We start from the raw sequence: 23,460 nt of genomic DNA on the forward strand, positions 1-23,460 counted from the left end.
ACGGACTCGGTCAGAAGTTCGTCGCGACGTCGTCGATGACGAAGCTCGTCTGGAGCGAGGAGTCCTCGGTCGCGGCGAACTTCAGCGTGACGTCGGTGCCCTTGTAGGCCGTGAGGTCGATCGACTTCTGGACGTAGGACGCCTTCGGGGTCGAGAGGTTGGAGTAGCTCTGCTTCGTGACTCCGTTGATCTGCACGGTCGCCTTGTCGTACTGGGTGGTCGTCGTCGTCTCGGCGGTGTCGACCCGGATCCAGTAGGTCAGCGTCGGCGACGTGGCCGTGGACGGGACGGCGAAGGTCTGCGACTCGTTCTCGGAGGCCGTCGTGCCGTTGCCGCCGAGCCAGAGCTTCCACGATCCGCTGTGGGCCGGACGGCCGGTGCTGTTCGTGATCGGGCCGGACGTGCCGGTCCAGCCGGTCTGGCCGGACTCGAAGCCACCGTTGGTCAGCGACCCACCGGTGGGCGGGGGCGTGGTGCCGCCGCACGTCTCGGTGCCCGCCGGGACGGCGATGCCGGAGAAGGCCTTCTCGACACCGACGCACTCGGCGCTACCGGCGCCGTAGAGGTCCTTGGCGGCCTTGATGGCGCCGGTGCGGGCCGCAGCGTAGTTGCTGCCCGACGTCAGGTAGGTCGACAGGGTCCGGTACCAGATCTTCTCGACCTTGAGGTGGCCGATGCCGGTGAAGGTGGTGCCGTTGCACGACGTCGAGTTGTAGGTGACGCCGTTGATCGTCTTGGTGCCGGTGCCCTCGGACGCCAGGTAGTACCAGTGGTTCAGCGGACCCGACGAGTAGTGCGGGTCGAGGCCACCGACGGAGCTGCTCCAGCAGTCCTTGGAGCCGCCGTCCTTGCTCGGCTTGTCCATGTAGCGCAGCGGCGTGCCGTCGCCGTTGATGTTGATCTCTTCGCCGATGAGGTAGTCGGGGACGTCGTTCGGGTTGTTGGTGTACCACTCGACACCCGTGCCGAAGATGTCCGACGTCGCCTCGTTGAGGCCGCCGGCGTCGCCGGAGTAGTTGAGTCCCGCGGTGTTCTCGGTGACGCCGTGGCTCATCTCGTGCCCGGCGACGTCCAGCTCGACGAGCGGGTTCGCGTTGCCCGAGCCGTCGCCGTACGTCATCTGCGTGCCGTCCCAGAAGGCGTTGACGTAGTTCTGTCCGTAGTGGACGCGGCTGCGGGCGCCCGTGCCGTTGTTCCAGATGCCGGCGCGGCCGAGCTGGGTGTTGTAGTAGTCGTACGTCTTGCCGGCGCCGTAGTGCGCGTCGACGGCCGCCGACTGGCGGTTGCTCTGCGCGCCGTTGCCCCAGACGTCGTCGGCGTCGGTGAAGGTCGTCCCCGTGCCGCTCGTGCCCTGGTTCATGTCGGTGGCGTAGTTGCCGTGCGTGTCCTTCATCGTGTAGCTGGTGCCGGCCGTCGTGCCGATCGTCACCGAGCCGACGAAGATGCCGTTGCCCGTGCCGTGCTTGATGTCGTCCCAGCTCGTCAGGGTCTTGCCCGTCGTGGCGTCGACGATCGTGTGCAGGCGGGTCGGGGTCTGGTCGGCCTTGATCCCCTCCGTGATGACCTCGTACGCGAGCTTCGGGCCCGTGGCCGACTGGAAGACGACGAGCTCGCCCGCGGAGGCCTTCTCGTCGTTCGCCTTCGCTGCGGCGAGGCCGGCCTTCTGGGCCGTCGCCTTGCCGATGGACGGGGTCATCGTCGAGGGCTTGACGCTCTTGCGGATGTTCCACGTGACGCTCTTGACGTCGCCGGCCGCGTTCTTGTGGCTGACGAAGTCCCCGCCGATGACGCGCAGACCGTCGAGGGTGCGCTCGTAGCGGACGTGGGTCGCACCGTTCGGGTCCGTGATCACGGACTTCACGGTGAGCTTCTCGCCGCTGGCCAGGCCGAGGGCGTTCGCGGCGGAGGCCGCACGGGACTGCTCAGTCGCCTTGAGGCTCTGCGACTCGGGAGCGGGCGCCGTGTCGCGTCCCGCACCGGTCGCTGCGCCCGCCGGGATCGCCGGCGAGATGGCGAGCGCGAGGGCGAGCAGCCCTCCGGTCGCCAGCCCAGACTTCAGTCGATTCACTGGTTACTCCTTGTCAGGATGCGGCGCGTGGGCCGCCTGGAGGGGAGTTCCGCCATCTCACCCATTGAGATGTGGCCGGAACCAGCGCGACGCTCGCAGTCCACCGGAGGCCGGTCAACGGTGCATACCAAGTCTTTGCCAAATGCGTTCCAAACCCTGAGTAACGGTTGGCGGCAGGCGGATTCGCCGCTGGTGGCCGCTTGTCCGATCCTCCGGCGGCGGCGGCGTGACCGGCCCGGACGACGTCAGACGTCGCCGGCGCGGCGGCGGGCGTGCTCGAGGTCGGCGGGCGTGTCGACGTCGAGCGCGACGTCGAGCGGGTCGTCCACGTGCACGGTGCGTATGCCGTCACACAGGTCGCGCATGCTGCGGCCGTGCGCGTCGCCCAGCGACTCGAGCCGGCTCCGGAGGGCGGTCGTGCGCCAGGCCGCGCAGAGCCAGTTGGTGCGACCCTCACGGTCCACCGTGACGGCGAGGTCCGGCGCGACCACGGCGTCGCCCATGACCAGGGCGGCCACGAGGCGGTCGACGTGCGCGTGGGTCACGAAGGGCAGATCGGCGGCCAGGACCACGACGACCTCGGGCACCTCGCCGGGGGGCAGGTCCGTGTCCAGGGTTGCCACGGCAACCGCGAGGCCGGCAACGGGTCCGCCACCGGGCACGTGTTCCGTGACGACCCACACACCCCCGGGGACGCCCTCTCCCGCGCCCACGACGAGACTCCGCCACGCCCCGGCGGCGGAGAGCACCCGGGCCACGAGCGGCTGCCCACCGACGTCCAGCGCGGGCTTGTGCGAGCCCATCCGCCGGGACCCGCCACCGGTCAGCACGACCACGACGGGGTCGACGGCATACGGGCGGGGACGCACTCTCGGAGTCTGGCACGGACTCTGGCAGGCTGAGCCCATGGGACGGATCACCGTGCGGCGCAAGGTCACGACGATCGACGTCGCGGCCTCGTCGGCCACGACGCGACCCGACACGCTGACCGTGGAGGAGCCGCTCGAGCTGCGGGTCGGCGGCTCCCCGCTCACCGTCACGATGCGCACGCCCGGGCACGACATCGAGCTCGTCCACGGCTTCCTCCTCTCGGAGGGCCTCATCCGCACTGCCGACGACGTGGCGCTGGCGCGGTACTGCGAGGGCGCCGTCGTCTCGGGCGAGACCGGCTTCGACGAGAACACGTACAACGTCGTCGACGTGACGCTCTCGCCCGGAGTGGCCCCTCCCGCCGCATCGGCCACGCGATCGTTCCTCACCAGCTCGTCGTGCGGTGTGTGCGGCAAGGCGAGCATCGAGCAGCTGAGGGCACAGTCGGCGTACGACGTGCGGAGCGACCCGACCGAGTTCGCGGCCAAGGTCGTGGCCGAGCTGCCCGACGCCCTGCGCACCCAGCAGCGTTCGTTCGACAAGACCGGCGGCCTGCACGCCGCGGGGCTCTTCACCGCCGACGGCGAGCTGCTCGTCGCACGTGAGGACATCGGCCGGCACAACGCCGTCGACAAGGTCGTGGGGTGGTCGCTGCTCAACGGTCGGCTCCCCGGCGTCGGGTGCGTGCTCGTCGTCTCCGGGCGGGCCTCGTTCGAGCTCACTCAGAAGGCGATCATGGCCGGGATCCCTTGCCTCGCAGCGGTTTCCGCACCGTCGTCCCTCGCCGTCGAGTGCGCGGACGACGCCGGGATGACGCTGCTCGGCTTCGTGCGCGACAGCCGCCTCAACGTGTACGCCGGTGGGCACCGGATCACGACCACCTGACCACCCGAGCAACTGGAGGCCCGCCGTGGCGATCTTCGCGATCCACTACACCTACCCCGACGACAACACCGAGATGTTGACGATCCGCCCCGAGCACCGTGAGTGGCTCACCAGTCTGCCGGGGCTGCTCGTCGGGGGGATGTACCAGGACGGCATCGACGAGGTGAGCGAGGGCGAGCCGACCGACCAGGAGCCCCGCAACGCCGCGCTCATCGTCTACTCCGGCGAGTCCGTCGAGGACGTCACGCAGACCTTCGACCAGGACCCGTACTGGCTCGGCGGCTACATCCTGCGACGCGTCGTGCGGCGCTGGGACCCGCAGCTCGGGCCGTGGGTCGCCGACCCGACCAACTCCCCCGGCTGACCGGTCACCCCACACCCGCAGGCGCACCCCTTGGCGGCAGGTGCTCCCCCTGCGGGGGGTGGAGCTGCGGACCGCGGGTGTGCACTCGACCAGAGGGATCTGCTCAGAGCTGGGTGACCGTGCCGTTCTCGACGTGCCAGCGCTCGTCGAGGCGCACGTTCTCGAGCAACCGGCGGTCGTGCGACACGAGCAGCAGCGCCCCGTCGTACGACTCGAGCGCCTCCTCGAGCTGCTCGATGGCGGGCAGGTCGAGGTGGTTCGTCGGCTCGTCGAGGACGAGCAGGTTGACGCCGCGCGCCTGAAGCAGGGCCATGGCCGCGCGGGTCCGCTCGCCGGGCGAGAGCCGGCTGACGGCGCTCGTCACCTGGTCGGCCTTGAGGCCGAACTTGGCCAGCAGGGTGCGACGGTCCGCCGGCGCCAGGTCGGGCACTGCCTCGCCGAACGCGTCCCCGAGGGACAGGTCCTCCCGCAGGCCCGTGCGTGCCTGGTCGATCTCGCCCACCGCGACGCTCGCGCCGAGCGAGGCCCGGCCCTCGTCCGGCGCCAGCCGGCCGAGGAGCAGCGACAGCAGCGTCGTCTTGCCGGCCCCGTTGGGTCCCGTGATGCCGATGCGTCGCCGCGCCTCGACCTGCAGCGAGGCAGGGCCGAAGGTCCAGCCGCCCCGACGCACGACCGCCTCGTTGACCGTCGCCACGACGGAGCTCGACCGCGGGGCCGCGCCGATGCTGAACTGCAGCACCCACTCCTTGCGCGGTTCGGCCACCTCCTCCAGGCGGGAGATGCGCGACTCCATCTGGCGCACCTTGCGGGCCTGCTTCTCGGCCGAGTCCTGCTGGGCCGCGCGGCGGATCTTGTCGTTGTCGGGACTCTTGCGCATCGCGTTGCGTACGCCCTTCGCGGACCACTCCCGCTGCGTGCGGGCGCGCGCCTCGAGATCGGCCTTCGTGCCGGCATACGCCTCGTAGGCCTCACGCGCATGCCGCCGGGCCACCTCCCGCTCCTCGAGGTACGACTCGTAGCCACCGTCGAGCACCGAGACCGCGTTCTGCGCCAGGTCGAGCTCGACGACCCGGGTGACGCACCGGGCCAGGAACTCGCGGTCGTGCGACACGAGCACGACCCCACCTCGTTGGCCGTGGACGAACGCCTCCAGCCGCTCGAGCCCGGGGAGGTCGAGGTCGTTCGTCGGCTCGTCGAGCAGCACGAGGTCGAACCGGCTCAGCAGCAACGCCGCGAGGGCCGCCCGGGCGGCCTGCCCGCCGGAGAGCGAGGTCATGAGGGCGTCGGGCCCCACGTCGAGGCCCAGCTCGGCCAGCATCGCCGGGATGCGGTCGTCGAGGTCGGGCGCGCCGCTCGCGAGCCAGTGGTCGAGGGCGACGGCGTACGCCTCGTCGGCGTGCGGGTCGTCGCCACCGAGCGCTGCTGCGGCCGCCTCCATGGCGACCGTGGCGCCGGCCGCGCCGGTGCGCCGGGCGATGTGGTCGGCGATGCTCTCGCCCGGCACGCGCTCGTGCTCCTGCGGCAGCCACCCGACGAACGCGTCCGACGGGGCCGTCGTCACCGTGCCGTCCAGCGGGGTGTCCGCACCGGCCAGCAGGCGCAGCAGCGTCGACTTGCCGGCGCCGTTCGCGCCGACGACGCCGACGACATCACCCGGCGCGACGGTCAGGTCGAGGTGCTCGAAGAGGGTCCGGTGGGCGTGGCCCCCGGCGAGGTCCTTGGCCACCAGGGTCGCGCTCACGCGGACAGCCTAGGTTCACACCGGGTGGATGACGACGCGGTCTCCCTCGATGAGCTGGTCGACGCCCTCGGGCACCTCGATGAGGCAGTTGGCGGCGGCGAGCGCGGTCAGGTGCCGCGCGTCGGGCGCTGTCACCGTGCCGTCGTCGTGGAGCACGCTCGTGACGAACTGGACCCGCCCGGTGCGGGTGCGCCGCGTGCGGCCGGTGTATGCCGCGTGGCCGGGTCGCGTGGGCGGCACCCCGTGGCGGCGGTCGAGGGCCGGGCGGAGCAGCACGTGGAAGGCGACGAACGCGCCCACCGGCGTCCCAGGCAGGCACACGACCGGCGTCGAGCCGTAGCATCCGAGCCCCTGCGGCCCGCCGGGCTGCATGGCCAGGTGCACGAAGTCGAAGGTCGGCAGCGGTGAGCACACCTGCCGCACCACCTCGTAGGCGCCGGCGCTGACCCCACCGGTCGTGACGACGACGTCGATGCCGGCATCCGCGTCCAGGGCCTCGAGGAGGGCCCGCAGGTCGTCGGGCTCGTCGGAGCAGACCTCGACCCGCGACACGACGCAGCCGGCGGCTTCGGCGAGCGCCGCGACCATGTCGGAGTTCGACTCGTGGATGCCGCCTGCCCCGGGGTCGGCGTCCGGCGGCACGAGCTCGGCGCCGGTCGCGACGACGGCGACCCGGGTGCGCGCGTGCACCTCGACCGCCGTGCACCCGGCCGAGCGACCGAGGGCGACCAGGGCCGGTGTGACCGGGGACCCCACGGCGGCGACGACAACCCCGGTGGTGACATCCTCCCCACGCAGCCGCACGTGCTGGCCCGGCGCGGGCTCGCCGTCGATGGTCACGCGGTCGGGGGCAGGGCCCGTCGGGCTCGCGTCCGTGCGCTCGACCGGCACGACCGCGAGCGTGCCCTCCGGCACCCGCGCGCCGGTCATGACGCGCGCCGCATCACCGGGGGCAAGGGCGAAGTCCGGCGCCGACCCGGCGGGCACGTCGCCGACCACCGGGAAGGCGCGCTGGTCCGGCGAACCAGGGCACACGGCATACCCGTCCATCGCGGAGGAGTCGAAGCGCGGCAGGTCGTCGAGGGCGACGAGGTCGGCCGCCAGGCGCCGCCCGACGGCCCGGCGGTCGAGGGCGACCCGCTCGACCGGGGCATCGCCGAGCAGCCGCTCGACGGCGGCTCGGTGCTCACCGACGGACACGTGACCCACGGTCGCCAGTCTGGCGCATCGGGAGGCGGTCCCACTCACCCGTCCGCATCCGGAGGTACGTTGTCGACCATGGCGAGCGCTGACGGCTTCCGGCTCGACGGGATGCTGCTGGGGGTGGCGACGTCCGCCACGCAGGTCGAGGGCGGCGACGTCGAGAGCAGCTGGAGCGACTGGGCGGCCCGCCCGGGCACGATCAAGGACGCGTCGACCCCGGCCCGCGCGACCGACCACTGGCGCCGCTGGCGCGAGGACACCGAGCTGATGGCCTCGCTCGGCGTGCAGGTCTACCACATGAGCGTCGAGTGGGCCCGGCTCGAGCCACGACCGGGGCAGTGGGACGACGTCGCTTTCGAGCGGTACCGCGAGGAGCTGGAACTGCTGCGCGACAAGGGAATCCGACCGCTCGTGACACTGCATCACTTCAGCCACCCCCTGTGGTTCGAGCGTGACGGCGGCTGGCTGGCACCGAGCGCGCTGTGGACGTGGGAGCGGTTCGTCAGCGCGGTCGTGACCCGGCTCGGCGACCTCGTGACCGAGTGGGTCACCGTCAACGAGCCGAACGTCTACGTCACCGGCGCCCACGTCTTCGGCGACTTCCCGCCCGGTCACCGCAGCCTCCGTGAGGGCCTCCGGGTCTACTCCGTGCTCGCCGCCGCGCACCTCCGCGCCTACCGGCTCATCCACTCGCTCCAGCCCGGCCCCGACACGATGGTCGGCGTCGCCCACCACCTGCGACCGTTCCGTCCCGGTGACCCACGCAACCCGTGGCACCGGGTCCTGACCCCGGCCATGCGCCACCTGTTCCAGGGCGCGATCGTGCGGGCCATGACGACCGGGGAGTTCACGCGACCGCTGCGGCGACCCGAGGGCATTCCGGCTCGGGGCGCCGGCTCCAGCCCCGCCCGCTACGCCGACTTCTTCGGGCTCAACTACTACTCGCGCACGACGGTGACCCGGTTCGACGACGGCACGCCGGCCGGCGTCCCGGTCAACGACCTCGGCTGGGAGGTGTATGCCGCCGGGCTGGCCGAGACGGCCCGGTGGGCGTGGGAGACCTACCGCCTTCCGGTCTGGGTCACCGAGAACGGCACGTGCGACGCCGCCGACGCCTTCCGGTCCCGATACGTCTGGGAGCACCTGGAGGTGCTGGCCGGCGTCCGTGCGCACGGGATCCCCGTCGAGCGGTACTACCACTGGTGCTTCGTCGACAACTGGGAGTGGAACGAGGGAGAGGACCCGCGCTTCGGTCTCGTCGCCCTCGACTACGAGACCCAGGAGCGGACGGTCCGCGACTCAGCGCGGATGTTCGCGCAGATCATCCGCGAGGGCGGCGGCACGCCGGCGATGCACGCGGCCTACGTTGCGGGACAGGCCTACCCGATCAGCAGCGTCGAGGCGCACCACCGGTGACCCGCCTCAGCACTCGATGACGTTGACGGCGAGCCCGCCGCGCGCCGTCTCCTTGTACTTGACCTTCATGTCGGCGCCCGTCTCCCGCATCGTCTTGACGACCTTGTCGAGCGAGACGACGTGGGAGCCGTCGCCGCGCAGGGCCGTGCGGGCGGCCGTGATGGCCTTGACGGAGGCGATCGCGTTGCGCTCGATGCACGGGATCTGGACGAGGCCGCCGACGGGATCGCAGGTGAGTCCCAGGTTGTGCTCCATGCCGATCTCGGCGGCGTTCTCGACCTGCTCGGGCGTGCCGCCCATGACGGCGGCCATCGCCCCGGCAGCCATCGAGCACGCCGAGCCGACCTCACCCTGGCAGCCGACCTCGGCGCCCGAGATCGAGGCGGTCTCCTTGTAGATCACGCCGATGGCGCCGGCGGTGAGCAGGAACCGGACGATGCCGTCGCGGTCGGCACCGTTGACGAAGTTCGCGTAATAGTGCAGGACGGCGGGGATGATGCCCGCGGCACCGTTGGTCGGAGCGGTGACGACGCGTCCACCGGAGGCGTTCTCCTCGTTGACGGCGAGCGCGTAGAGGGTGATCCAGTCCATGCCGCGCAGCGGATCGTCGCTGTTGCCCTCGAGCCGCAGGCGACGGGCGAGCTCGGGCGCACGACGGCGCACGCGCAGGCCACCGGGCAGCACGCCCTCGTTCTCGATGCCGTTGCGGACGCACTCCTTCATGACGCGCCAGATGTCGAGAAGTCCCTCGCGGACCTCCTGCTCGGTGCGCCACGACAGCTCGTTCTCGAGCATGATGCGCGCGATCGACTTGCCCGTCTCCTTGCAGTGGGCGAGCAGCTCGTCTCCGGTGCGGAACGGGTGCGCGACCGGCGTCGAGTCCTCGACGATCCGCGTCTGCCCGTCGGCGTCGCCGCCGACGACGAAGCCGCCGCCGACGGAGTAGTACGTGCGCTCGGCGAGCTTCGCGCCGGACGCGTCGAGGGCCGTGAACGTCATCCCGTTCGGGTGGACGGGCAACGTCTTGCGGCGGTGCAGGACGAGGTCCTCGTCCTCGACGAAGTCGATCTCGTGCTCCCCGAGCAGCGCCAGCCGCCGCGTGGACCGGATCTCCGTGAGCCGGCCCTCGACCGCACGGGGGTCGCAGAGCTCGGGCCGCTCGCCCGTCAGGCCGAGCAGGACGGCCTTGTCGCTGCCGTGGCCGTGGCCCGTGGCGCCGAGCGAGCCGAAGAGCTGGGACCGCACTCGGGCGGCCTGGGCGAGCTGGCCGTCGTCGCGCAGCCGCTCGGCGAACAGCGCCGCTGCCCGCATGGGTCCGACGGTGTGCGAGCTCGACGGCCCGATACCGACCGAGAAGAGGTCGAAAACGCTGAGCGCCATGGTGTCCTGACTTCGTGTCGTCGTTGACGGGTGCCGCCCGGGGTGGGGGCGACCGGTTGAGCGTACGTCCGGCACCGCCCTCGATGCACATGCCCGGGCAAGCGCAGTAGGCGCGCTCGGCCGGGCCCCGCCTCGACCAGGGACAGGCAGGACGAGCTGGCCTCGGGAGGCCCACTGCGAGAGCTCCGTGGACACGGCGCCGACAATCTACGCATAAAGGCGGAGATGTGCTGAATTATCAACTGCAGCAATGAAATTCAGCGGGTCAAGGCAGTGCGCAAAGCGAGTGACGGGGACGCGAGGGGGGTATCACACCCTCATCGAGGTGAGCGCCGGGGGATCAGTGCGCCGCCCACGACAGCAAGGGGCAAATCATCATGACCGAGAGGACCATACGACTACCACGCAGCGCCGTGACACTGATCGCCGCGAGTGGACTGGCCATGACGGGTGCTGCGGCACTTGCCACGGGCTGGACCGCCACAGCGACCCCGGGGGACCCACACCAGGTATGGGTGTGCAAGTACGTGCAGACACCGCATCACAACGAGGTACTCAAGGCCGGCAAGAACCCGATCCTCGTCGACTGGGCTTCTCTGACAGGCCGCGAGGACGCCCCGTCGATCGGTGACACGTTCTCCGACGAACACGACAAGTCGGTCGTCGTGCAGATCGCCGGAGACAGCCCCGGCGTCGGCGCCTGCGCCGTCTCCACGCCGCCCACCACCACGACCACGGTGCCCACCACCACGACCTCGGTGCCCACCACCACCACGACGGTGCCCACCACCACGACGCCCGGTGGCGGCGGTGGCGGCGGCGGCGGCGGCGGTGGCGGCGGCGGCGGCGGTGGCGGCGGCGGTGGCGGCGGTGGCGGCGGTGGCGGCGGCGGCGCTGGTGGTGGCGGCGGCGGAACGCCGGCCCCGGTGGGCCCGGTGCCCGGTGTCGGCGCCCCTGACACCGGCGGTGCCGGAGAGACCGCCCCGGCCAACCCGCTGATCGGCTCTGGCCTGCTGGCCGCGGGCATCGCCCTGGCGGCCGGCGAAGCGGTACGCCGTCGTCGCCAGGACGCCGGTCGTTGACCAACGATGGTGCCCGGTCGCCGCGCGTCGGTGACGCGTCGGTGACCGGGCGTCCAGAAGGGTGTTGACCGGTGGGTCGCAGGCGGCTCGTCGGAGGACTGGTGGCAGTGCTCATCGCCACCGGCCTCTGGTACGTCGTGCCACGACCGGCGCCGCATGCCACCCCTCCAGCCACCGTGGCCGGCGCGGCCAGTGTCACGGCCCGTCCTGGTCCGACGCCCGTCGGCGCCGGGCCCAGCACCACCTCGTCTGCGGCCGACGAGGACACCGTCCCCGGTCAGCAGCAACGGGGCACGTGCCGGGTGGGTGAGCCGAAGCGCCTCGTCATCCCGGCGCTGGGCGTCGATGCGCCGTTCGAACGGATCGGGCTGGACCGGACCGGAGGTCGCGATGCGAGCGGGCGGTTGCCGCTCGGCAACCCCACCGACCGCACCCGCGCCGGGTGGTACGCCGCCGGCCCGCGCCCCGGGGCAGGGACCGGGACCGTGCTCACCACCGGTCACACGTACCGCGACGGCTCGGCGATCTTCCAGGAGGACTTCGCCCGTCGCATCGCCGTGCGCCAGCTCATCCAGGTGCGCCAGGACAACGGCTCCGTGTGCTCGTACCGGGTCGCCCGGGTTTGGCGCGAGGTCGACGCCGCGCGTGGCTACCCGCGGCTCGTGGAGTCCGAGCGGCTCTACGACTTCTCCGGCCCGGAGCGCCTGCTGCTCGCCACCTGCGGCGGCAGCTGGAACGCGCTCGCCCAGGACTACGACGACATCAGCGTCCTCGTCGCCGTCCCCGTCGGCCGGGCCTGAGGCACGCCCTGCGCGGCTCGGCCGAAGAGACGGCCCGGGACGGGGCACCTAGAGTCGAGGCGTGCCCCATGTCAGCGCAGATCTCCCTGTCCCGCTCCTGGCCGAGGCCCGGACATGAAGCAGCCGCGCTGGGTCGATGCCGCCATGCTGCGCCGCTCGCTGTCGCCCGACCGAGCTCGACGGCTCATCCGCCAGGAGCTGGCCGACGGCTTCGACCCGTCGGGAGACCCACCGCGTCTCGCAGCCGGCGTCGGCGACGGGCAGCTGCTCGTCATGCCCTCGGCGACGCGTACGTCCGCGGGCGTCAAGGTGGTCTCCGTTGCGCCCGGCAACGCCGCCCGTGGGCTCGAGCGCATCCAGGCGGTCTACGTCCTCATGGACGCCGAGACGCTGACTCCCTCGGTGATCATCGACGGCGCCGCCATCACGTCGCTGCGCACCCCGGCGGTCTCGGCCGTCGCGATGGACGCCCTCGCACCTGCCGAGGTCGGCTCGGTCGTCGTCTTCGGCAGCGGGCCCCAGGCGCTCGGGCACGTCGAGGCGCTCCTCGCCATCCGGCATCCGTCGTCGGTCACCGTCGTGGGACGTCGCGCCGACCCGACCCGGTCGACGGCCCAGCGGATCTCGGGACTGCCCACGAACGGACGGCTCTCGACGCGCGCCCTGACCGTCGACGAACCCGAGGTCCAACAGGCCGTCGGCGACGCCCAGGTCGTGATCACGGCGACCTCTGCCGCGACACCCGTGCTCGGTGACGACTGGGTGGCCGACGGGGCCTGCGTCGTCGCCGTGGGCTCACACGAGGCCCACCGCCGCGAGCTCGGCTCCGGGCTGGTCGGCCGTTCGCTCGTCGTCGTCGAGGACGTCGCCACGGCGCACCGCGAGGCCGGCGACGTCATCCTCGCCACCGCTCAGGGGGCGCTCGACTGGGCGGAGGTGTGCACGCTCAGCGACGTCGTCACCGGTCGGGTCGCACGCGCGACGGACCGGCCCAACGTCTTCAAGAGCGTCGGGATGGCGTGGCAGGACCTCGTCATCGCCGAGCACGTCGGCCGCGCCTGAGACCCGACCCGTCGGACGGTCAGCGCCTCACAGGGACGCGACGACCTCGTCGATGGCGCGGTACCCGTCGTTGAAGGCGAGGACGCGACCAGCGGTGGTGTCGGGGTGCGCCACCACCGATCGGATCACGTGCGCGACGTTGTCGCGGGACACGCGGGCTGCCACGACGCCCGCGCCCGCGTCGATGTGGCCGGTCGCCGGGTCGAACGTCAGCCCGCTCGGTCGCAGGATCGTCCAGGCGAGGTCGGTGCCCTGCAGGTACGCATCGGCCGCGCTCTTGGCCTCGGCGTATGCGTGGAACGGGTTGTCCTCGAGGACCCCGTGGTCGGGTCCCGCACCGAAGTACGACACCATCACATAGCGCCCGACCCCCGCCTGCACGGCGGCGTCCATGGAGCGGATCGCGGCGTCGCGGTCGACGGCGTACGTCCGCTGCGGGTTGCCGCCGCCGGCACCGGCCGACCACACGACGACGTCACTGCCGCGCACGAGGTCGGCGATCTGCTCGGTCGACGCGTTCTCGACGTCGAGCACCGCCGCCGTCGCGCCGCTGGCCTCGACGTCGCCGACGTGTTCCGGGTTGCGCACGACCGACGTGACGTCGTGGCAGTCGGCGACGAGCAGCGGGGCGGCGAGCAGGGCGACCTTGCCGTGGCCGCCGATGATGATGACACGAGACATGTCTCCACCTTCGCAGAGCCGTGTCGTCGACGCCTCCGAGACGTGTCGCAAAAGCCACAATCCCCCCGCACCGCAAGCGGGTCGGCGTCGTGTATGTTCTCCCACGGCTGAGGCGCCGCGCGCCTCGCCTCGTTCGCCCGGCCGTCCCTCACGGTCACGAGTTCTTCTGCGTCACAACACCCTCCACCACTCGCGGCTCGTGACCTGACCGGCCACGCCGCCCTCCACGGGAGCGCACTCTCTGATGACCCGATCCACCCATGTCGTCGCGCCGTCACGCGCAGTCACCCTCCTGGTCGCCGGCGCCTTCGCCGTCTCCGGGGCCTGTGCCCTCGCTGCCCAGTCCGCCTCGGCCACGCCGGGAGACCCGCACAGGGTGTGGGTCTGCAAGTACGTCCACAAGCCCGGCGAGGCCGAGGTCCTCAAGGGCGGCAAGAACCCGATCCAGGTCGACGAGGCGTCGCTCACGAACGACCGCGGCGTGGAGCCCCAGCTCGGCGACGCCTTCTCGGACGGCCAGTTCCGTTCTGTCGTGGTCTCGCTCGACGCTCAGGCACCGACGGAGGCGTGCCCGGCCGTCGTGGCAGTCGACCCGGCCAACGAGGTCGAGGCGCCGTCCGACCCGCTCACGACCGCGTCGCCGACCGGGACCACCGGCACGCCCACGGCCACCGCGACGTCCACCGTCTCCACCCCAGGTGCGGCGACACCCAGCCCGGTGACCCCGACCGTCGATGCGGTGCAGGAGAGTACGTCGGTCCCGACCGTCGCGTTCGCGGCCGTCCCGGCCCTCGGCGACGCCGCTCCCGACACCGGCGGCCTGGGGCACCTCTCCGAGGACAGCAGCTCGGCGGACGTGTTCGCCGGGATCGTCCTGCTCGCCATGGCCGGAGGTCTCGTCGCGGCGGAGACGCGTCGGCGCCGTCGGAGCACCGCCGAGGTCGACTGATCGCCGGACGCCACCGGGCGCGCACCCGCGCGCCCGGCCAGGCCGCGGTCCTGCCGCTGATCGCCGCCGCGCTCGCCTGCGTCGCGGTGTGGGTGCTGGTCGAGCGGCCCCTGGCCAGCGCCAGCCCGGCTACGCACCCCGCACCGGTGCAGCGCGCGGCGATCGCCGCGTCGCACGGGCCCCCGTGCCGTCCGGGCGCGCCGCAGCGTCTCGTCTACCCCGCCCTCGGCGTGGACGCAGCGGTCGAACGCATCGGCCTCGACCTCGGCACCCCGGCGGACGCCGACGGCCGCCGGCGACTCGGGAACCCGTCGGACACCAGCCGGGTCGGATGGTACGCCGACGGCCCGCGGCCAGGCGCCGGGAAGGGCACGGTGCTGCTCAACGGCCACACCTACCGCGACGGGTCGGCCGTCTTCGGCGAGGACTTCCCAGAGCGGGTGCGGCCCGGTCAGGTCATCCAGACGATCCAGACCGGCGGTTCGGTCTGCTCGTACCGGGTCGACCGGGTGTGGCCTGCCGTCGACGCGCGCCGTGACTACCCCCGGATCGTCTCCTCCGAACGGCTCTACGACGCCAACGGACCCGCGCGCCTCTTCCTCGCGACCTGCGGCGGCCGCTGGAACGGCGACCGCGAGGACTACGACGACATCACAATCGTCGTCGCCTCCTTCCTCCCCGGCTGAACCCACCCGACGGCAGCGGTCCGCTATCCGCTCGAGCCGCGTCCGATGAGCCAGCCGACGACGATGCCGACGGCCGCGGCCGCGGCGTACCCGGCGTACCGCTTGATGAGCACGGGCATGACGGCCGACCCGAGGTCGAGCGCCGCGTCCTCCTCGATGTCGGACGTGACCCGACGAGGTATGCCGTCCCGTCCCGTCCGTGCGCCGGCCGCGGCAGGTGCCGCCTTCGCTGCGGGCGGTGCCGGAGGTGTCGGAGGTGCCGGAGGTGCCGCAGCTGACATCGAGCGCGTGTCGGCGGCCAGCGCGTCGGAGGCGGTCTCGACGAAACCCGTCTCCGGCGAGACGTCGGAGGCCGGCTTCGGGGCCGGCTTCGGGGCCGGCTCCGAGCTCGCCTCCGGCGCGACTGCCGCGCCACCGAGCTGGCCCTCGATGCACGCCACGAACGCCTGGAGCAGCTTGTCCGAGACGTCCTGCATGACACCGCGACCGAACTGCGCCGGCTTGCCCGTGACGGCGAGGTCGGTCACGACCTCCGCGCGCGTACCGCCACCGTCGGGCGCGAGCTGGATCGTCACGGTGGCGCCGGCCGTGCCGTTGCCGCGCTTGTCCTTGCCCTTGGCCTCGATGACGGCGCGGTGCGCTTCGTCGTCGCGCTCGACGAACGAGCCCGACCCCGAGTAGACCAGGGCGATCGGGCCGAGCTTGACCTTGACGGTGCCGGAGAAGCCGTCGTCGGTCACCTCCGTCACGGTCGCCCCCGGGAAGCACCCGCCGACCTGCTCGAGGTCCATGAACAGGGCCCATGCGTCGTCGACGGAGGTCGGGACGGTGAAGGAGTGCATCAGCTCCATCCGACGATCACGCTCCTGCCGCTGCGAGGACCGCGCGCCGCGTCAGCACGGTCGCCAGGTGCTTGCGGTAGTCGGAGTCTCCGTTGAGGTCCGAGGGCGGGTTCGTGCCGTCGGCGACCGAGGCGACGGCGGCCCGGACGGCCTCATCGGTGGCGGGCCGGCCGACGAGCGCTTCCTCGACAGCCTTGGCGCGCAACGGGGTCGAGCCCATGTTGGTGAGGCCGACACGCGCCTCGGCGATGGAGCCGGCCTCGCTGCGGACGGTCGCCGCCACGCCGACGATCGACCACTGGTGGCTGACCCGCACGAACTTCTCGTAGTGCGCTCCCCACCCGGTGTGCTTCGGCACGCGGACCTGAGTCAGCAGCTCACCGTCGCGCACGGCCGTCGTGAAGAGGTCCTCGAAGAAGTCGTCCGCCGCGACGGTGCGGGTCGCCCCGCCCGCGCCGGCGATGACGAGCTCGGCCCCGAGCGCCAGCGCCGGGGCCCCGACGTCGCCGGCCGGGTCGGCGTGCACCAGTGCGCCACCGATCGTCCCCCGGTGCCGGATCTGCGGGTCCGCGACCGTGTGGATCGCCTTGGACAGCACCCCCGCATGCGTCGACACGGCCTCGGAGGCGAGCAGAGCGGCATACGTCGTCATGGCGCCGATGACGAGATGGTCACCCTCCTCCGAGATGCCCTGCAGCTCGGGGATGCGCCCGAGGTCGACGATGACCCCTGGCGCGTTGAGCCGCATCCGGAGGATGGGCAGCAGCGACTGACCGCCGGCGAGCACCTTGGCGTCGTCACCGTGCTCGGCGAGCGCGGCGATGGCGTCCTGGACCGTCTCGGGTGCGACGTAGTCGAACTGGGCGGGGATCACGACAGGCTCCCTTCGACCGAGGCGGACGGATCAGGGTCCGCCTGGTTGGGCGCGCCCTCGTCGAAGTGCGGCGCGGCCTCGCGCTCGCCCTCGGCGGAGACGGGCGCCCCGGCCTGGATCGCCTTCCACACCCGCTCCGGCGTGCACGGCATGACGATGTCGTTGACGCCGAGATGGCGCACCGCGTCGACGATCGCGTTGACCACCGCGGGGGTCGAGGCGATCGTGCCCGCCTCACCGACTCCCTTGGTGCCCAAGGTGTTCGTCGTCGACGGCGACGTCGTGTGGTCGGTGACGAAGCTGATCGTGTCCGCCGACGTCGGCAGCGTGTAGTCGACGAAGGAGCCCGTCACGAGCGTGCCCTGGTCGTCGTACTCCGCGCCCTCCCAGAGCGCCTGGGCGATCCCCTGGACGAGGCCACCGTGTTCCTGCCCCTCGACGATGAGCGGGTTGACGATGACGCCGATGTCGTCGACGGCGACGTAGGACCGCATCTTCGTCGCCCCGGTCTCGGTGTCGACCTCCATCGCGCACAGGTGCGTGCCGTGCGGGAAGGAGAACGTGTCGGGGTCGAAGGTCGCGTCGGCGTCGATCGTGGGTTCGACGCCGTCCGGGAGGTTGTGGCACGTCCACGACTCGAGGGCCACCTCGGGCATCGAGACGCCACGGTCGGTGCCCTTGACGCCGAAGCGCCCCGCCGAGAACTCGATGTCGTCGACGCTCGCCTCGAGCATGTGGGCGGCGATCGGCTTCGCCTTCTCGATGACCTTGTCGGCCGCGCGGATGACAGCCTCGGCCCCGACGACGAGCGAGCGCGAGCCGTAGGTGTCCATCCCCCTCGGCGCGATCTGGGTGTCGCCGTGGAGCACCTCGATGTCCTCGAAGGGGATGCCGAGCCGGTCGGCCACGATCTGGCTCCAGGCCGTCTCGTGGCCCTGCCCGTGTGCCGAGGCTCCGGTGACGACCTCGACCTTGCCGGTCGCGAGCATCCGGATGCTGGCGTGCTCCCAGCCACCGGCGCCGTAGTTGAGCGAGCCGAGGACGCGGGACGGGGCGAGGCCGCACATCTCGGTGAACGTCGAGATGCCGATGCCGAGCTGCACGGGGTCGTTGCTCTCGCGGCGTCGACGCTGCTCCTCACGCAGCTCGTCGTAGCCGAAGAGCTCCTTGGCGCGGGCCGTCGCGGCCTCGTAGTTGCCGGAGTCGTACGTCATGCCGGCGACCGTCGTGAAGGGGAACTCATCGTGCGTGATCCAGTTCTTCGCGCGGAGCTCGAGCGGGTCGATCCCGACCTCGTCGGCGAGCTCGTCCATGAGCCGCTCGATGCCGTACGTCGCCTCGGGGCGGCCCGCCCCGCGGTACGCGTCGACCCACGTCTTGTTGGTCAGCACGGTGCGGCAGTTGAACTGGTAGGCGTCGAACTTGTAGATCGAGTTGAACATCCACGCGCCGAGCACCGGCACGCCGCCGCCGACGATGGCGACGTAGGCGCCGAGGTCGGCGAGCAGCTCGACCTTGAGGCCGGTGACGCGGCCGTCCCTCTCGGCCGCCAGGGTCAGCTTCTGGATCTGGTCGCGGCCGTGGTGGGCCGACAGGATCGACTCGGACCGGGTCTCGGTGTACTTGCACGGCTTGCCGAGCCGGCGCGCGACGGCGATCGTCGCGAACTCCTCGGGTGTCGTCTGGAGCTTGCCGCCGAAGCCGCCGCCCACGTCAGGGGCGATGACCCGCAGCTTGGACTCTGGGATGCCCATGGTCGCGGCGATGAGGAAGCGCAGGATGTGCGGGATCTGGGTGGCCGACCACACGACGAGCTGCTCGCCGGTCGGGTCGACGACGGTCGAGCGCGGTTCCATGAACGCGGGGACGAGTCGCTGCTGGCGGTACTCGCGTTCGATGACGATGCCGTCCTGGCGGGCCTTGGCGATGGCCGCCTCGATGTCGCCGCCCGAGCCCTGCTCGGCCGAGTCGAGCTTCCAGAAGGCGGAGGTGTTGGTGCCGAGCGACGGGTGCGTCAGCACCTCGTCCTTGACAGCCTCCCTGAGGTCGAGGACGGCCGGCAGCTCCTCGTAGTCGACGTCGACGAGCTCCGCTGCGTCGCGGGCCTGCGCGGCCGTGCGGGCCACGACGACGGCGACGATCTCACCGGCGCACGCGACGTGTTCGACGGCCACGGGCAGGTGCTCGGGTGCCTTCTGCTCGGCGTTGAGCGGCCAGGCGTTGGCGTTGACGCCCTGCGTGTCCTTGAGGTCCGCGCCGGTGAAGACGCCGATGACGCCCGGGGCAGCCTTGGCCTCGTCGGTGTCGATGGCGGTGATGTTCGCGTGGGCGAACGGGCTGCGGACCATGGCGAGGTGCAGCATGCCGGGCAGCTGGATGTTGTCGGTCCAGCGCGTGCGACCGGTGATGAGGCGCTGGTCCTCCTTGCGCCTGCGTGACCTGCCGACCTCGCCCTCCGGAGCGTCGGTCTGGCGCTCCTCGGTGATCGTCATGAGGTCACCCCCGCCTTCGCGGCCTGCTGAACGGCCTTGACGATGTTGTGGTAGCCGGTACAGCGGCAGAGGTTGCCCTCGAGGCCCTCACGGATCTCCTGCTCGCTGGGGTCGGGGTTGTCGTTGAGCAGGTCGACGGCCTGCATGATCATGCCGGGCGTGCAGTAGCCGCACTGGAGGGCATGGCACTCGTGGAAGGCCTGCTGAACCGGATGGAGCTCGCCGTCCGTGGCGAGCCCCTCGATCGTCGTCACCTCGTGGCCGTCGGCCTGGACCGCCAGGACGTTGCACGACTTCACGCTCACGCCGTCGAGGTGCACGGTGCAGGCACCGCAGTTGCTCGTGTCGCAGCCGACGACGGTGCCGGTCTTGCCGAGGCTCTCGCGTAGGTACTGGACCAAGAGGGTCCTGGGCTCGACGTCGTCGGAGTAGCTCACCCCGTCGACGGTCACCTGGATACGGGTCATTGCTGTCTGTCCTCCTGCCGCGCTGCAGTTGACTTCCCGAGAGTGAGTCTTGCTCGCCGCCAACCACTTCACAAGGGCAACGGGAGCAACCGCGCGCATCTGCACGACATCCACGGGATGACCTCTACTTTCGTCGCGGCGTCGCGCCGGGCAAGACTGTCGCCATGACTCTTCACGCCGACGACTACCAGGCGCTTCGCAGCCGCTACGACTCGATGACCTACCGCCGGACGGGCCGGTCGGGGCTCGACCTCCCGGCCGTCTCGCTCGGCCTGTGGCACAACTTCGGCGACGACGTCCCCCTCGACCGGCAGCGCGCGACGCTGCGGCGCGCGTTCGACCTCGGTGTCACGCACTTCGACCTCGCCAACAACTACGGCCCGCCCTACGGCTCGGCCGAGCGCAACTTCGGCACGATCTACGCGCAGGACTTCAAGCGCTACCGCGACGAGCTGATCCTGTCGACGAAGGCCGGCTACGACATGTGGCCCGGCCCGTACGGCCAGGGCGGCGGCAGCCGCAAGTACCTGCTCAGCTCGCTCGACCAGTCGCTGCAGCGGATGGGCGTCGACTACGTCGACATCTTCTACAGCCACCGCTTCGACGAGACGACACCGCTCGAGGAGACGATGGGCGCGCTCGACACCGCGGTCCGGCAGGGCAAGGCGCTGTATGCCGGCATCTCCTCCTACTCGGGCCCGCGCACGAAGGAGGCGGTGCAGATCCTCCGCGGCCTGGGCACGCCGCTGCTCATCCACCAGCCGAGCTACTCGATGCTCAACCGCTGGGTCGAGGAGGACCTCCTCGACGTGCTCGGCGAGGAGGGCGTCGGCTGCATCGCGTTCTCGCCGCTCGCCCAGGGGATGCTCACCGACAAGTACCTCAAGGGCGTGCCCGCGGGTTCGCGCGCGGCACAGGGCAAGTCGCTCTCACCGAAGCTGCTCAGCGAGCAGAACCTCAAGCACATCCGGGCCCTCAACCGGATGGCGAAGGCCCGGGGCCAGTCGCTCGCGCAGATGGCGCTCGCCTGGGTGCTGCGCGACCAGCGCGTCACGTCGGTGCTCATCGGCGCGTCGTCGGTGACCCAGCTCGAGGACAGCCTCGGCTCCCTGAGGAACCTCGACTTCAGCGCCGAGGAGCTCGAGAAGATCGACAAGCACGCGGTCGAGGGCGGGATCAACCTCTGGAAGCGGTCGAGCTCGCGCTGAGCTCACCCGACTGCCACCTGCCGCCTGCCGTCGCTTCAGGCGGTCAGGTGGCCCCTGGCGACGTTCAGCAGTCGCACGGCGAGGGCGACACGTGCTGGGAAGAGCAGCACGAGCACGACCAGGCGCTGGGCGAGTCCGGCCCAGTCGTGCAGCGGAGCGTCGTCCGGGATCACCAAGGCACCCATGAGCGGGAAGGACACGGCCGCCAGAACGCCCGCGACCAGGATCCAGCGAGCAAGGCCGCGCCAGTGCGGGTCCGCCGCGCAGCGACGTGACAGGGCGATCAGCGCGATGGAGCTCGACGCGAAGAACAACGCGCCGGCGACCTGGTGCCCGCCCGGGTCGTAGGTGGTGCCGGCAGCGCCCTCCCGCAGGGGAAAGGCTGCAGCCAGCACGCTCGCCGCGCCGCTGATGAAGAGCACGAGGGGCCCGACGAACCCCGCGCCGCTGGAGGCCAACCCCCGGTGCAGGCCTACGGCGAACACCATCGTCAGCAGGCCGAGAACGACGAAGTTGGCCTGCTGCACCCAGCCGTGCGGACCCGCCTCGAGGGCGCTGACGACCTCGCTCATCGGGTCGTACTCGCCCCGCCTGAGCTGCTCCTGGGCCAGGAACCCGAGGGTGAAGACGACCGGACCGCCGACGCCGGCGACCGTTCCCCAGAGCCTGAGGTCCGACCGCTTCGAGGTGCCGACCGGGCTGTCCTGGATGGTGTACATGACCGCCTCCTCATCGCCCCGGTGGGGCTGCGCTTCAACGCTAGGAGTCCCGCCATTCCTCAGCCATCGGGCGTTCGCCCCATCCCGCCAGGCCGTGCTGCATCGCGAAGACGGCGGCGGCGGCACGGGTCGAGACCCCGATCTTGGGGTAGATGTTCTGCACGTGGCGGCTCGCGGTCTTCGTCGAGATGCCGAGCCTCCGGCCGACCTGCTTGATCTGCAGCCCGTGCGCGAGCAGACCGAGCACCTGCACCTCCCGGTCCGTCAGGCCCTCGGGGTGAACGCGTCGAGGTGTCGCGTGCCCGGCGGCGCCGAGGACGGCTCGGACGGCCTCGGCATCGAGCCGTCCGTCTCGGCTCTGCCGTCGCAGGGCCTCGGCGGCCTCGGGTGGTGACAGCGCGGGTCGGTGTGGCCGCGGCTCGGTCATCGTGTGGTACGCGTCGGCGACGGCGAGCAGCCGGGCCGCCGGGGACAGGGCCGCGGCACCGACCCCGCGGTGGTAACCGGTCCCGTCACAGCGCTCGTGGTGCGCCGATGCGGTGTCTGCGAGCCGGGAGAGGAACGGGGAGGGAGCCAGCAGCCGCTCCGTGTGGTAGGCGTGCAGGCGCACGTGCTCCCGCTCGTCGGTGGTCAGCGGCCCCGGCTTCTCCCAGACGGCAGGTGACACCGCGACCCGGCCGAGGTCGTGCACCCGAGCCGCGCGAGCCACGTCCCGTTGCGCCACGGGGTCGAGGCCCATGCGGGGTGCCGCCTCTCGGGTCAGCCGCGCCACCCCGGCGGAGTGTCCGGTCATGCATGGGGCCGCCAGGTCCGCGAAGTCGCCCATGGCCCCCAGTGCCTCGTCGATCGCCGGGCCGCTGAGCGTCAGCGGGAGGCCGGGCTCGCAGCAGAGAACGAGGTCCCAGACAGACTCCTGCGCGTCGGGCACGAGCTCGTCGGCGTGAGCGCAGAACTGCTCGGCGACATCGGGATCGTGCCCCGCGCCCGCCCGCGCGCGGAGGGTGTCCACGGCATACGCCTGGCCGCCTGCCCACCTCTGGATCGACGCGTCCCGGGCGACCGCGACGATGCGTAGCGCCAGCGGGATCGCATCACCCTTCAGGCCGAGGAGGCCACCCTTGCCGTCCCAACGCTCCGTGAGCTGCCCGAACAGGCCGTGGGTCGACGGCGGAAGGCCGAGGCGCGCGGCGAGCATCACGGCGACCTCACACATCGCGGTCATGTGCTGCGGATGCCCGCGCATCGCTCGTGGCAGCGTGCGGGCGACCTGGAGCGCCCGCGTGAGCGGGTCCGCCCTCGGGTCGGGGATCGAGCGCACGATGCCCCGGACGACCTCGCCGAAGCTGCCGTAGATGGCCGGGTTGAAGTTCTCGAGCATGGCGCCCCACGGGAACAGCTGTGCTGCGAGCTCCGCGTCGGCGGTGCAGCCGATGTAGTAGAGGAGGCTGCCGTAGTACGCCTGGGACGCGGTGTCGTCGTCCACGCCGAGGAGGCGCGCGAGCCTGGTCGCGATGATCGCGCTCTCGAGGCCGTGCTCGAGCGGTAGCCCCATCGCCAGGTCAGTGGCCAGCGACAGCGACGAGACGATCTCTGCGGTGCGGACGTCGTCCTGGAGGACCACGAGCGGAGCATACTGCGGCAGGCACCCGCGAGAACGGTGCCTGCGCCACG

General features: G+C 71.7%; 21 protein-coding genes. 9 read left to right on the forward strand and 12 right to left on the reverse strand.

The features are described from left to right. Positions 1–10 precede the first annotated feature (10 nt). On the reverse strand, positions 11–2,068 hold the full coding sequence (locus tag H9I49_RS02095) for a M4 family metallopeptidase (protein WP_188028659.1): 2,058 nt from the start codon (positions 2,066–2,068) through the stop codon (positions 11–13). 245 nt (positions 2,069–2,313) lie between these two features. Then, positions 2,314–2,937, reverse strand: a complete 624-nt coding sequence (locus H9I49_RS02100) for an NTP transferase domain-containing protein (protein WP_188028660.1) — start codon at positions 2,935–2,937, stop codon at positions 2,314–2,316. A 37-nt stretch (positions 2,938–2,974) separates the two neighbouring features. On the opposite strand from H9I49_RS02100, the gene fdhD reads away from it, so the two are divergent. Both fdhD and H9I49_RS02110 read left to right on the forward strand, forming a co-directional pair. Then, the gene (gene fdhD / locus H9I49_RS02105; RefSeq protein WP_188028661.1) at positions 2,975–3,823 is read left to right on the forward strand and encodes a formate dehydrogenase accessory sulfurtransferase FdhD; all 849 of its coding nucleotides are present in this window, start codon (positions 2,975–2,977) and stop codon (positions 3,821–3,823) included. A gap of 25 nt (positions 3,824–3,848) precedes the next feature. Beyond that, positions 3,849–4,187 (forward strand): hypothetical protein, encoded by a 339-nt coding sequence (locus H9I49_RS02110; RefSeq protein ID WP_188028662.1) that lies wholly within the window; start codon positions 3,849–3,851, stop codon positions 4,185–4,187. A gap of 103 nt (positions 4,188–4,290) precedes the next feature. Here H9I49_RS02110 and H9I49_RS02115 read toward each other — a convergent pair whose 3' ends face one another. Both H9I49_RS02115 and glp read right to left on the reverse strand, forming a co-directional pair. After that, the gene (locus tag H9I49_RS02115; RefSeq protein ID WP_188028663.1) at positions 4,291–5,928 is read right to left on the reverse strand and encodes an ABC-F family ATP-binding cassette domain-containing protein; all 1,638 of its coding nucleotides are present in this window, start codon (positions 5,926–5,928) and stop codon (positions 4,291–4,293) included. Positions 5,929–5,943: 15 nt separating this feature from the next. Then, on the reverse strand, positions 5,944–7,137 hold the full coding sequence (gene glp / locus H9I49_RS02120) for a gephyrin-like molybdotransferase Glp (protein ID WP_188028664.1): 1,194 nt from the start codon (positions 7,135–7,137) through the stop codon (positions 5,944–5,946). A 69-nt stretch (positions 7,138–7,206) separates the two neighbouring features. Between glp and H9I49_RS02125 the strand changes: the two genes are divergently transcribed. Then, complete coding sequence (locus tag H9I49_RS02125; protein ID WP_188028665.1) at positions 7,207–8,547, forward strand: glycoside hydrolase family 1 protein; 1,341 nt, start codon at positions 7,207–7,209, stop codon at positions 8,545–8,547. Between the two features lie 6 nt (positions 8,548–8,553). Here H9I49_RS02125 and H9I49_RS02130 read toward each other — a convergent pair whose 3' ends face one another. Beyond that, positions 8,554–9,927, reverse strand: a complete 1,374-nt coding sequence (locus H9I49_RS02130; protein ID WP_188028666.1) for an L-serine ammonia-lyase — start codon at positions 9,925–9,927, stop codon at positions 8,554–8,556. A gap of 413 nt (positions 9,928–10,340) precedes the next feature. Here H9I49_RS02130 and H9I49_RS02135 point away from each other — a divergent pair, with 413 nt between their 5' ends. The 3 genes from H9I49_RS02135 to H9I49_RS02145 all read left to right on the forward strand — a co-directional run bounded on the left by H9I49_RS02135 (position 10,341) and on the right by H9I49_RS02145 (position 12,871). Then, positions 10,341–11,009 (forward strand): hypothetical protein, encoded by a 669-nt coding sequence (locus H9I49_RS02135; protein ID WP_188028667.1) that lies wholly within the window; start codon positions 10,341–10,343, stop codon positions 11,007–11,009. Between the two features lie 101 nt (positions 11,010–11,110). Beyond that, on the forward strand, positions 11,111–11,809 hold the full coding sequence (locus H9I49_RS02140; protein ID WP_188028668.1) for a class F sortase: 699 nt from the start codon (positions 11,111–11,113) through the stop codon (positions 11,807–11,809). A gap of 114 nt (positions 11,810–11,923) precedes the next feature. After that, entirely contained in the window at positions 11,924–12,871 is a 948-nt protein-coding gene (locus tag H9I49_RS02145; RefSeq protein WP_188028669.1) for an ornithine cyclodeaminase family protein, read from the forward strand. 27 nt (positions 12,872–12,898) lie between these two features. Here the strand turns inward: H9I49_RS02145 and H9I49_RS02150 are convergent, their stop codons facing one another. Beyond that, entirely contained in the window at positions 12,899–13,552 is a 654-nt protein-coding gene (locus H9I49_RS02150) for an NAD(P)H-binding protein (protein WP_188028670.1), read from the reverse strand. 244 nt (positions 13,553–13,796) lie between these two features. Here H9I49_RS02150 and H9I49_RS02155 point away from each other — a divergent pair, with 244 nt between their 5' ends. Both H9I49_RS02155 and H9I49_RS02160 read left to right on the forward strand, forming a co-directional pair. Continuing rightward, a complete protein-coding gene (locus H9I49_RS02155; protein WP_188028671.1) occupies positions 13,797–14,501 on the forward strand; it encodes a hypothetical protein in 705 nt (234 codons plus the stop codon). A gap of 146 nt (positions 14,502–14,647) precedes the next feature. Beyond that, positions 14,648–15,187, forward strand: coding sequence for a class F sortase (locus H9I49_RS02160; RefSeq protein ID WP_188028672.1), 540 nt, complete (start codon positions 14,648–14,650; stop codon positions 15,185–15,187). A 23-nt stretch (positions 15,188–15,210) separates the two neighbouring features. On the opposite strand, the gene H9I49_RS02165 is transcribed toward H9I49_RS02160, so the two are convergent. Genes H9I49_RS02165 through H9I49_RS02180 form a run of 4 tightly spaced genes read right to left on the reverse strand, consistent with a single transcriptional unit; the run spans position 15,211 to position 19,862 of the window. Continuing rightward, on the reverse strand, positions 15,211–16,029 hold the full coding sequence (locus H9I49_RS02165; protein ID WP_255523580.1) for an SRPBCC family protein: 819 nt from the start codon (positions 16,027–16,029) through the stop codon (positions 15,211–15,213). Positions 16,030–16,045: 16 nt separating this feature from the next. Then, a complete protein-coding gene (locus H9I49_RS02170; RefSeq protein ID WP_188028674.1) occupies positions 16,046–16,903 on the reverse strand; it encodes a xanthine dehydrogenase family protein subunit M in 858 nt (285 codons plus the stop codon). Beyond that, positions 16,900–19,395 carry a xanthine dehydrogenase family protein molybdopterin-binding subunit gene (locus H9I49_RS02175; RefSeq protein ID WP_188028675.1) on the reverse strand — a complete coding sequence of 832 codons (2,496 nt, stop codon included), beginning with the start codon at positions 19,393–19,395 and terminating at the stop codon, positions 16,900–16,902. Before H9I49_RS02175 ends, H9I49_RS02170 begins: the two co-directional genes overlap by 4 nt. Beyond that, entirely contained in the window at positions 19,392–19,862 is a 471-nt protein-coding gene (locus H9I49_RS02180; protein WP_188028676.1) for a (2Fe-2S)-binding protein, read from the reverse strand. The genes H9I49_RS02175 and H9I49_RS02180 overlap by 4 nt, the downstream gene beginning before the upstream one ends. 164 nt (positions 19,863–20,026) lie before the next feature. Here H9I49_RS02180 and mgrA point away from each other — a divergent pair, with 164 nt between their 5' ends. Then, complete coding sequence (gene mgrA, locus H9I49_RS02185) at positions 20,027–21,070, forward strand: L-glyceraldehyde 3-phosphate reductase (RefSeq protein WP_188028677.1); 1,044 nt, start codon at positions 20,027–20,029, stop codon at positions 21,068–21,070. Positions 21,071–21,105: 35 nt separating this feature from the next. On the opposite strand, the gene H9I49_RS02190 is transcribed toward mgrA, so the two are convergent. After that, positions 21,106–21,789 (reverse strand): DUF998 domain-containing protein, encoded by a 684-nt coding sequence (locus H9I49_RS02190; RefSeq protein ID WP_188028678.1) that lies wholly within the window; start codon positions 21,787–21,789, stop codon positions 21,106–21,108. Between the two features lie 40 nt (positions 21,790–21,829). Next, complete coding sequence (locus H9I49_RS02195; RefSeq protein ID WP_188028679.1) at positions 21,830–23,410, reverse strand: HD domain-containing phosphohydrolase; 1,581 nt, start codon at positions 23,408–23,410, stop codon at positions 21,830–21,832. Positions 23,411–23,460 lie beyond the last annotated feature (50 nt).

This window comes from Terrabacter sp. MAHUQ-38, from assembly GCF_014518425.1.
Lineage (GTDB): Bacteria > Actinomycetota > Actinomycetes > Actinomycetales > Dermatophilaceae > Terrabacter.

Bases quoted from the DNA above. Each gene is read 5' to 3' on its own strand.
- H9I49_RS02165 (WP_255523580.1), bottom strand. From the start codon at position 16,029: ATGCACTCCTTCACCGTCCCGACCTCCGTCGACGACGCATGGGCCCTG.
- H9I49_RS02125 (WP_188028665.1), top strand. From the start codon at position 7,207: ATGGCGAGCGCTGACGGCTTCCGGCTCGACGGGATGCTGCTGGGGGTG.
- H9I49_RS02130 (WP_188028666.1), bottom strand. From the start codon at position 9,927: ATGGCGCTCAGCGTTTTCGACCTCTTCTCGGTCGGTATCGGGCCGTCG.
- H9I49_RS02155 (WP_188028671.1), top strand. From the start codon at position 13,797: ATGACCCGATCCACCCATGTCGTCGCGCCGTCACGCGCAGTCACCCTC.
- H9I49_RS02145 (WP_188028669.1), top strand. From the start codon at position 11,924: ATGAAGCAGCCGCGCTGGGTCGATGCCGCCATGCTGCGCCGCTCGCTG.
- fdhD (WP_188028661.1), top strand. From the start codon at position 2,975: ATGGGACGGATCACCGTGCGGCGCAAGGTCACGACGATCGACGTCGCG.
- H9I49_RS02180 (WP_188028676.1), bottom strand. From the start codon at position 19,862: ATGACCCGTATCCAGGTGACCGTCGACGGGGTGAGCTACTCCGACGAC.
- H9I49_RS02150 (WP_188028670.1), bottom strand. From the start codon at position 13,552: ATGTCTCGTGTCATCATCATCGGCGGCCACGGCAAGGTCGCCCTGCTC.
- H9I49_RS02190 (WP_188028678.1), bottom strand. From the start codon at position 21,789: ATGTACACCATCCAGGACAGCCCGGTCGGCACCTCGAAGCGGTCGGAC.
- H9I49_RS02175 (WP_188028675.1), bottom strand. From the start codon at position 19,395: ATGACGATCACCGAGGAGCGCCAGACCGACGCTCCGGAGGGCGAGGTC.
- mgrA (WP_188028677.1), top strand. From the start codon at position 20,027: ATGACTCTTCACGCCGACGACTACCAGGCGCTTCGCAGCCGCTACGAC.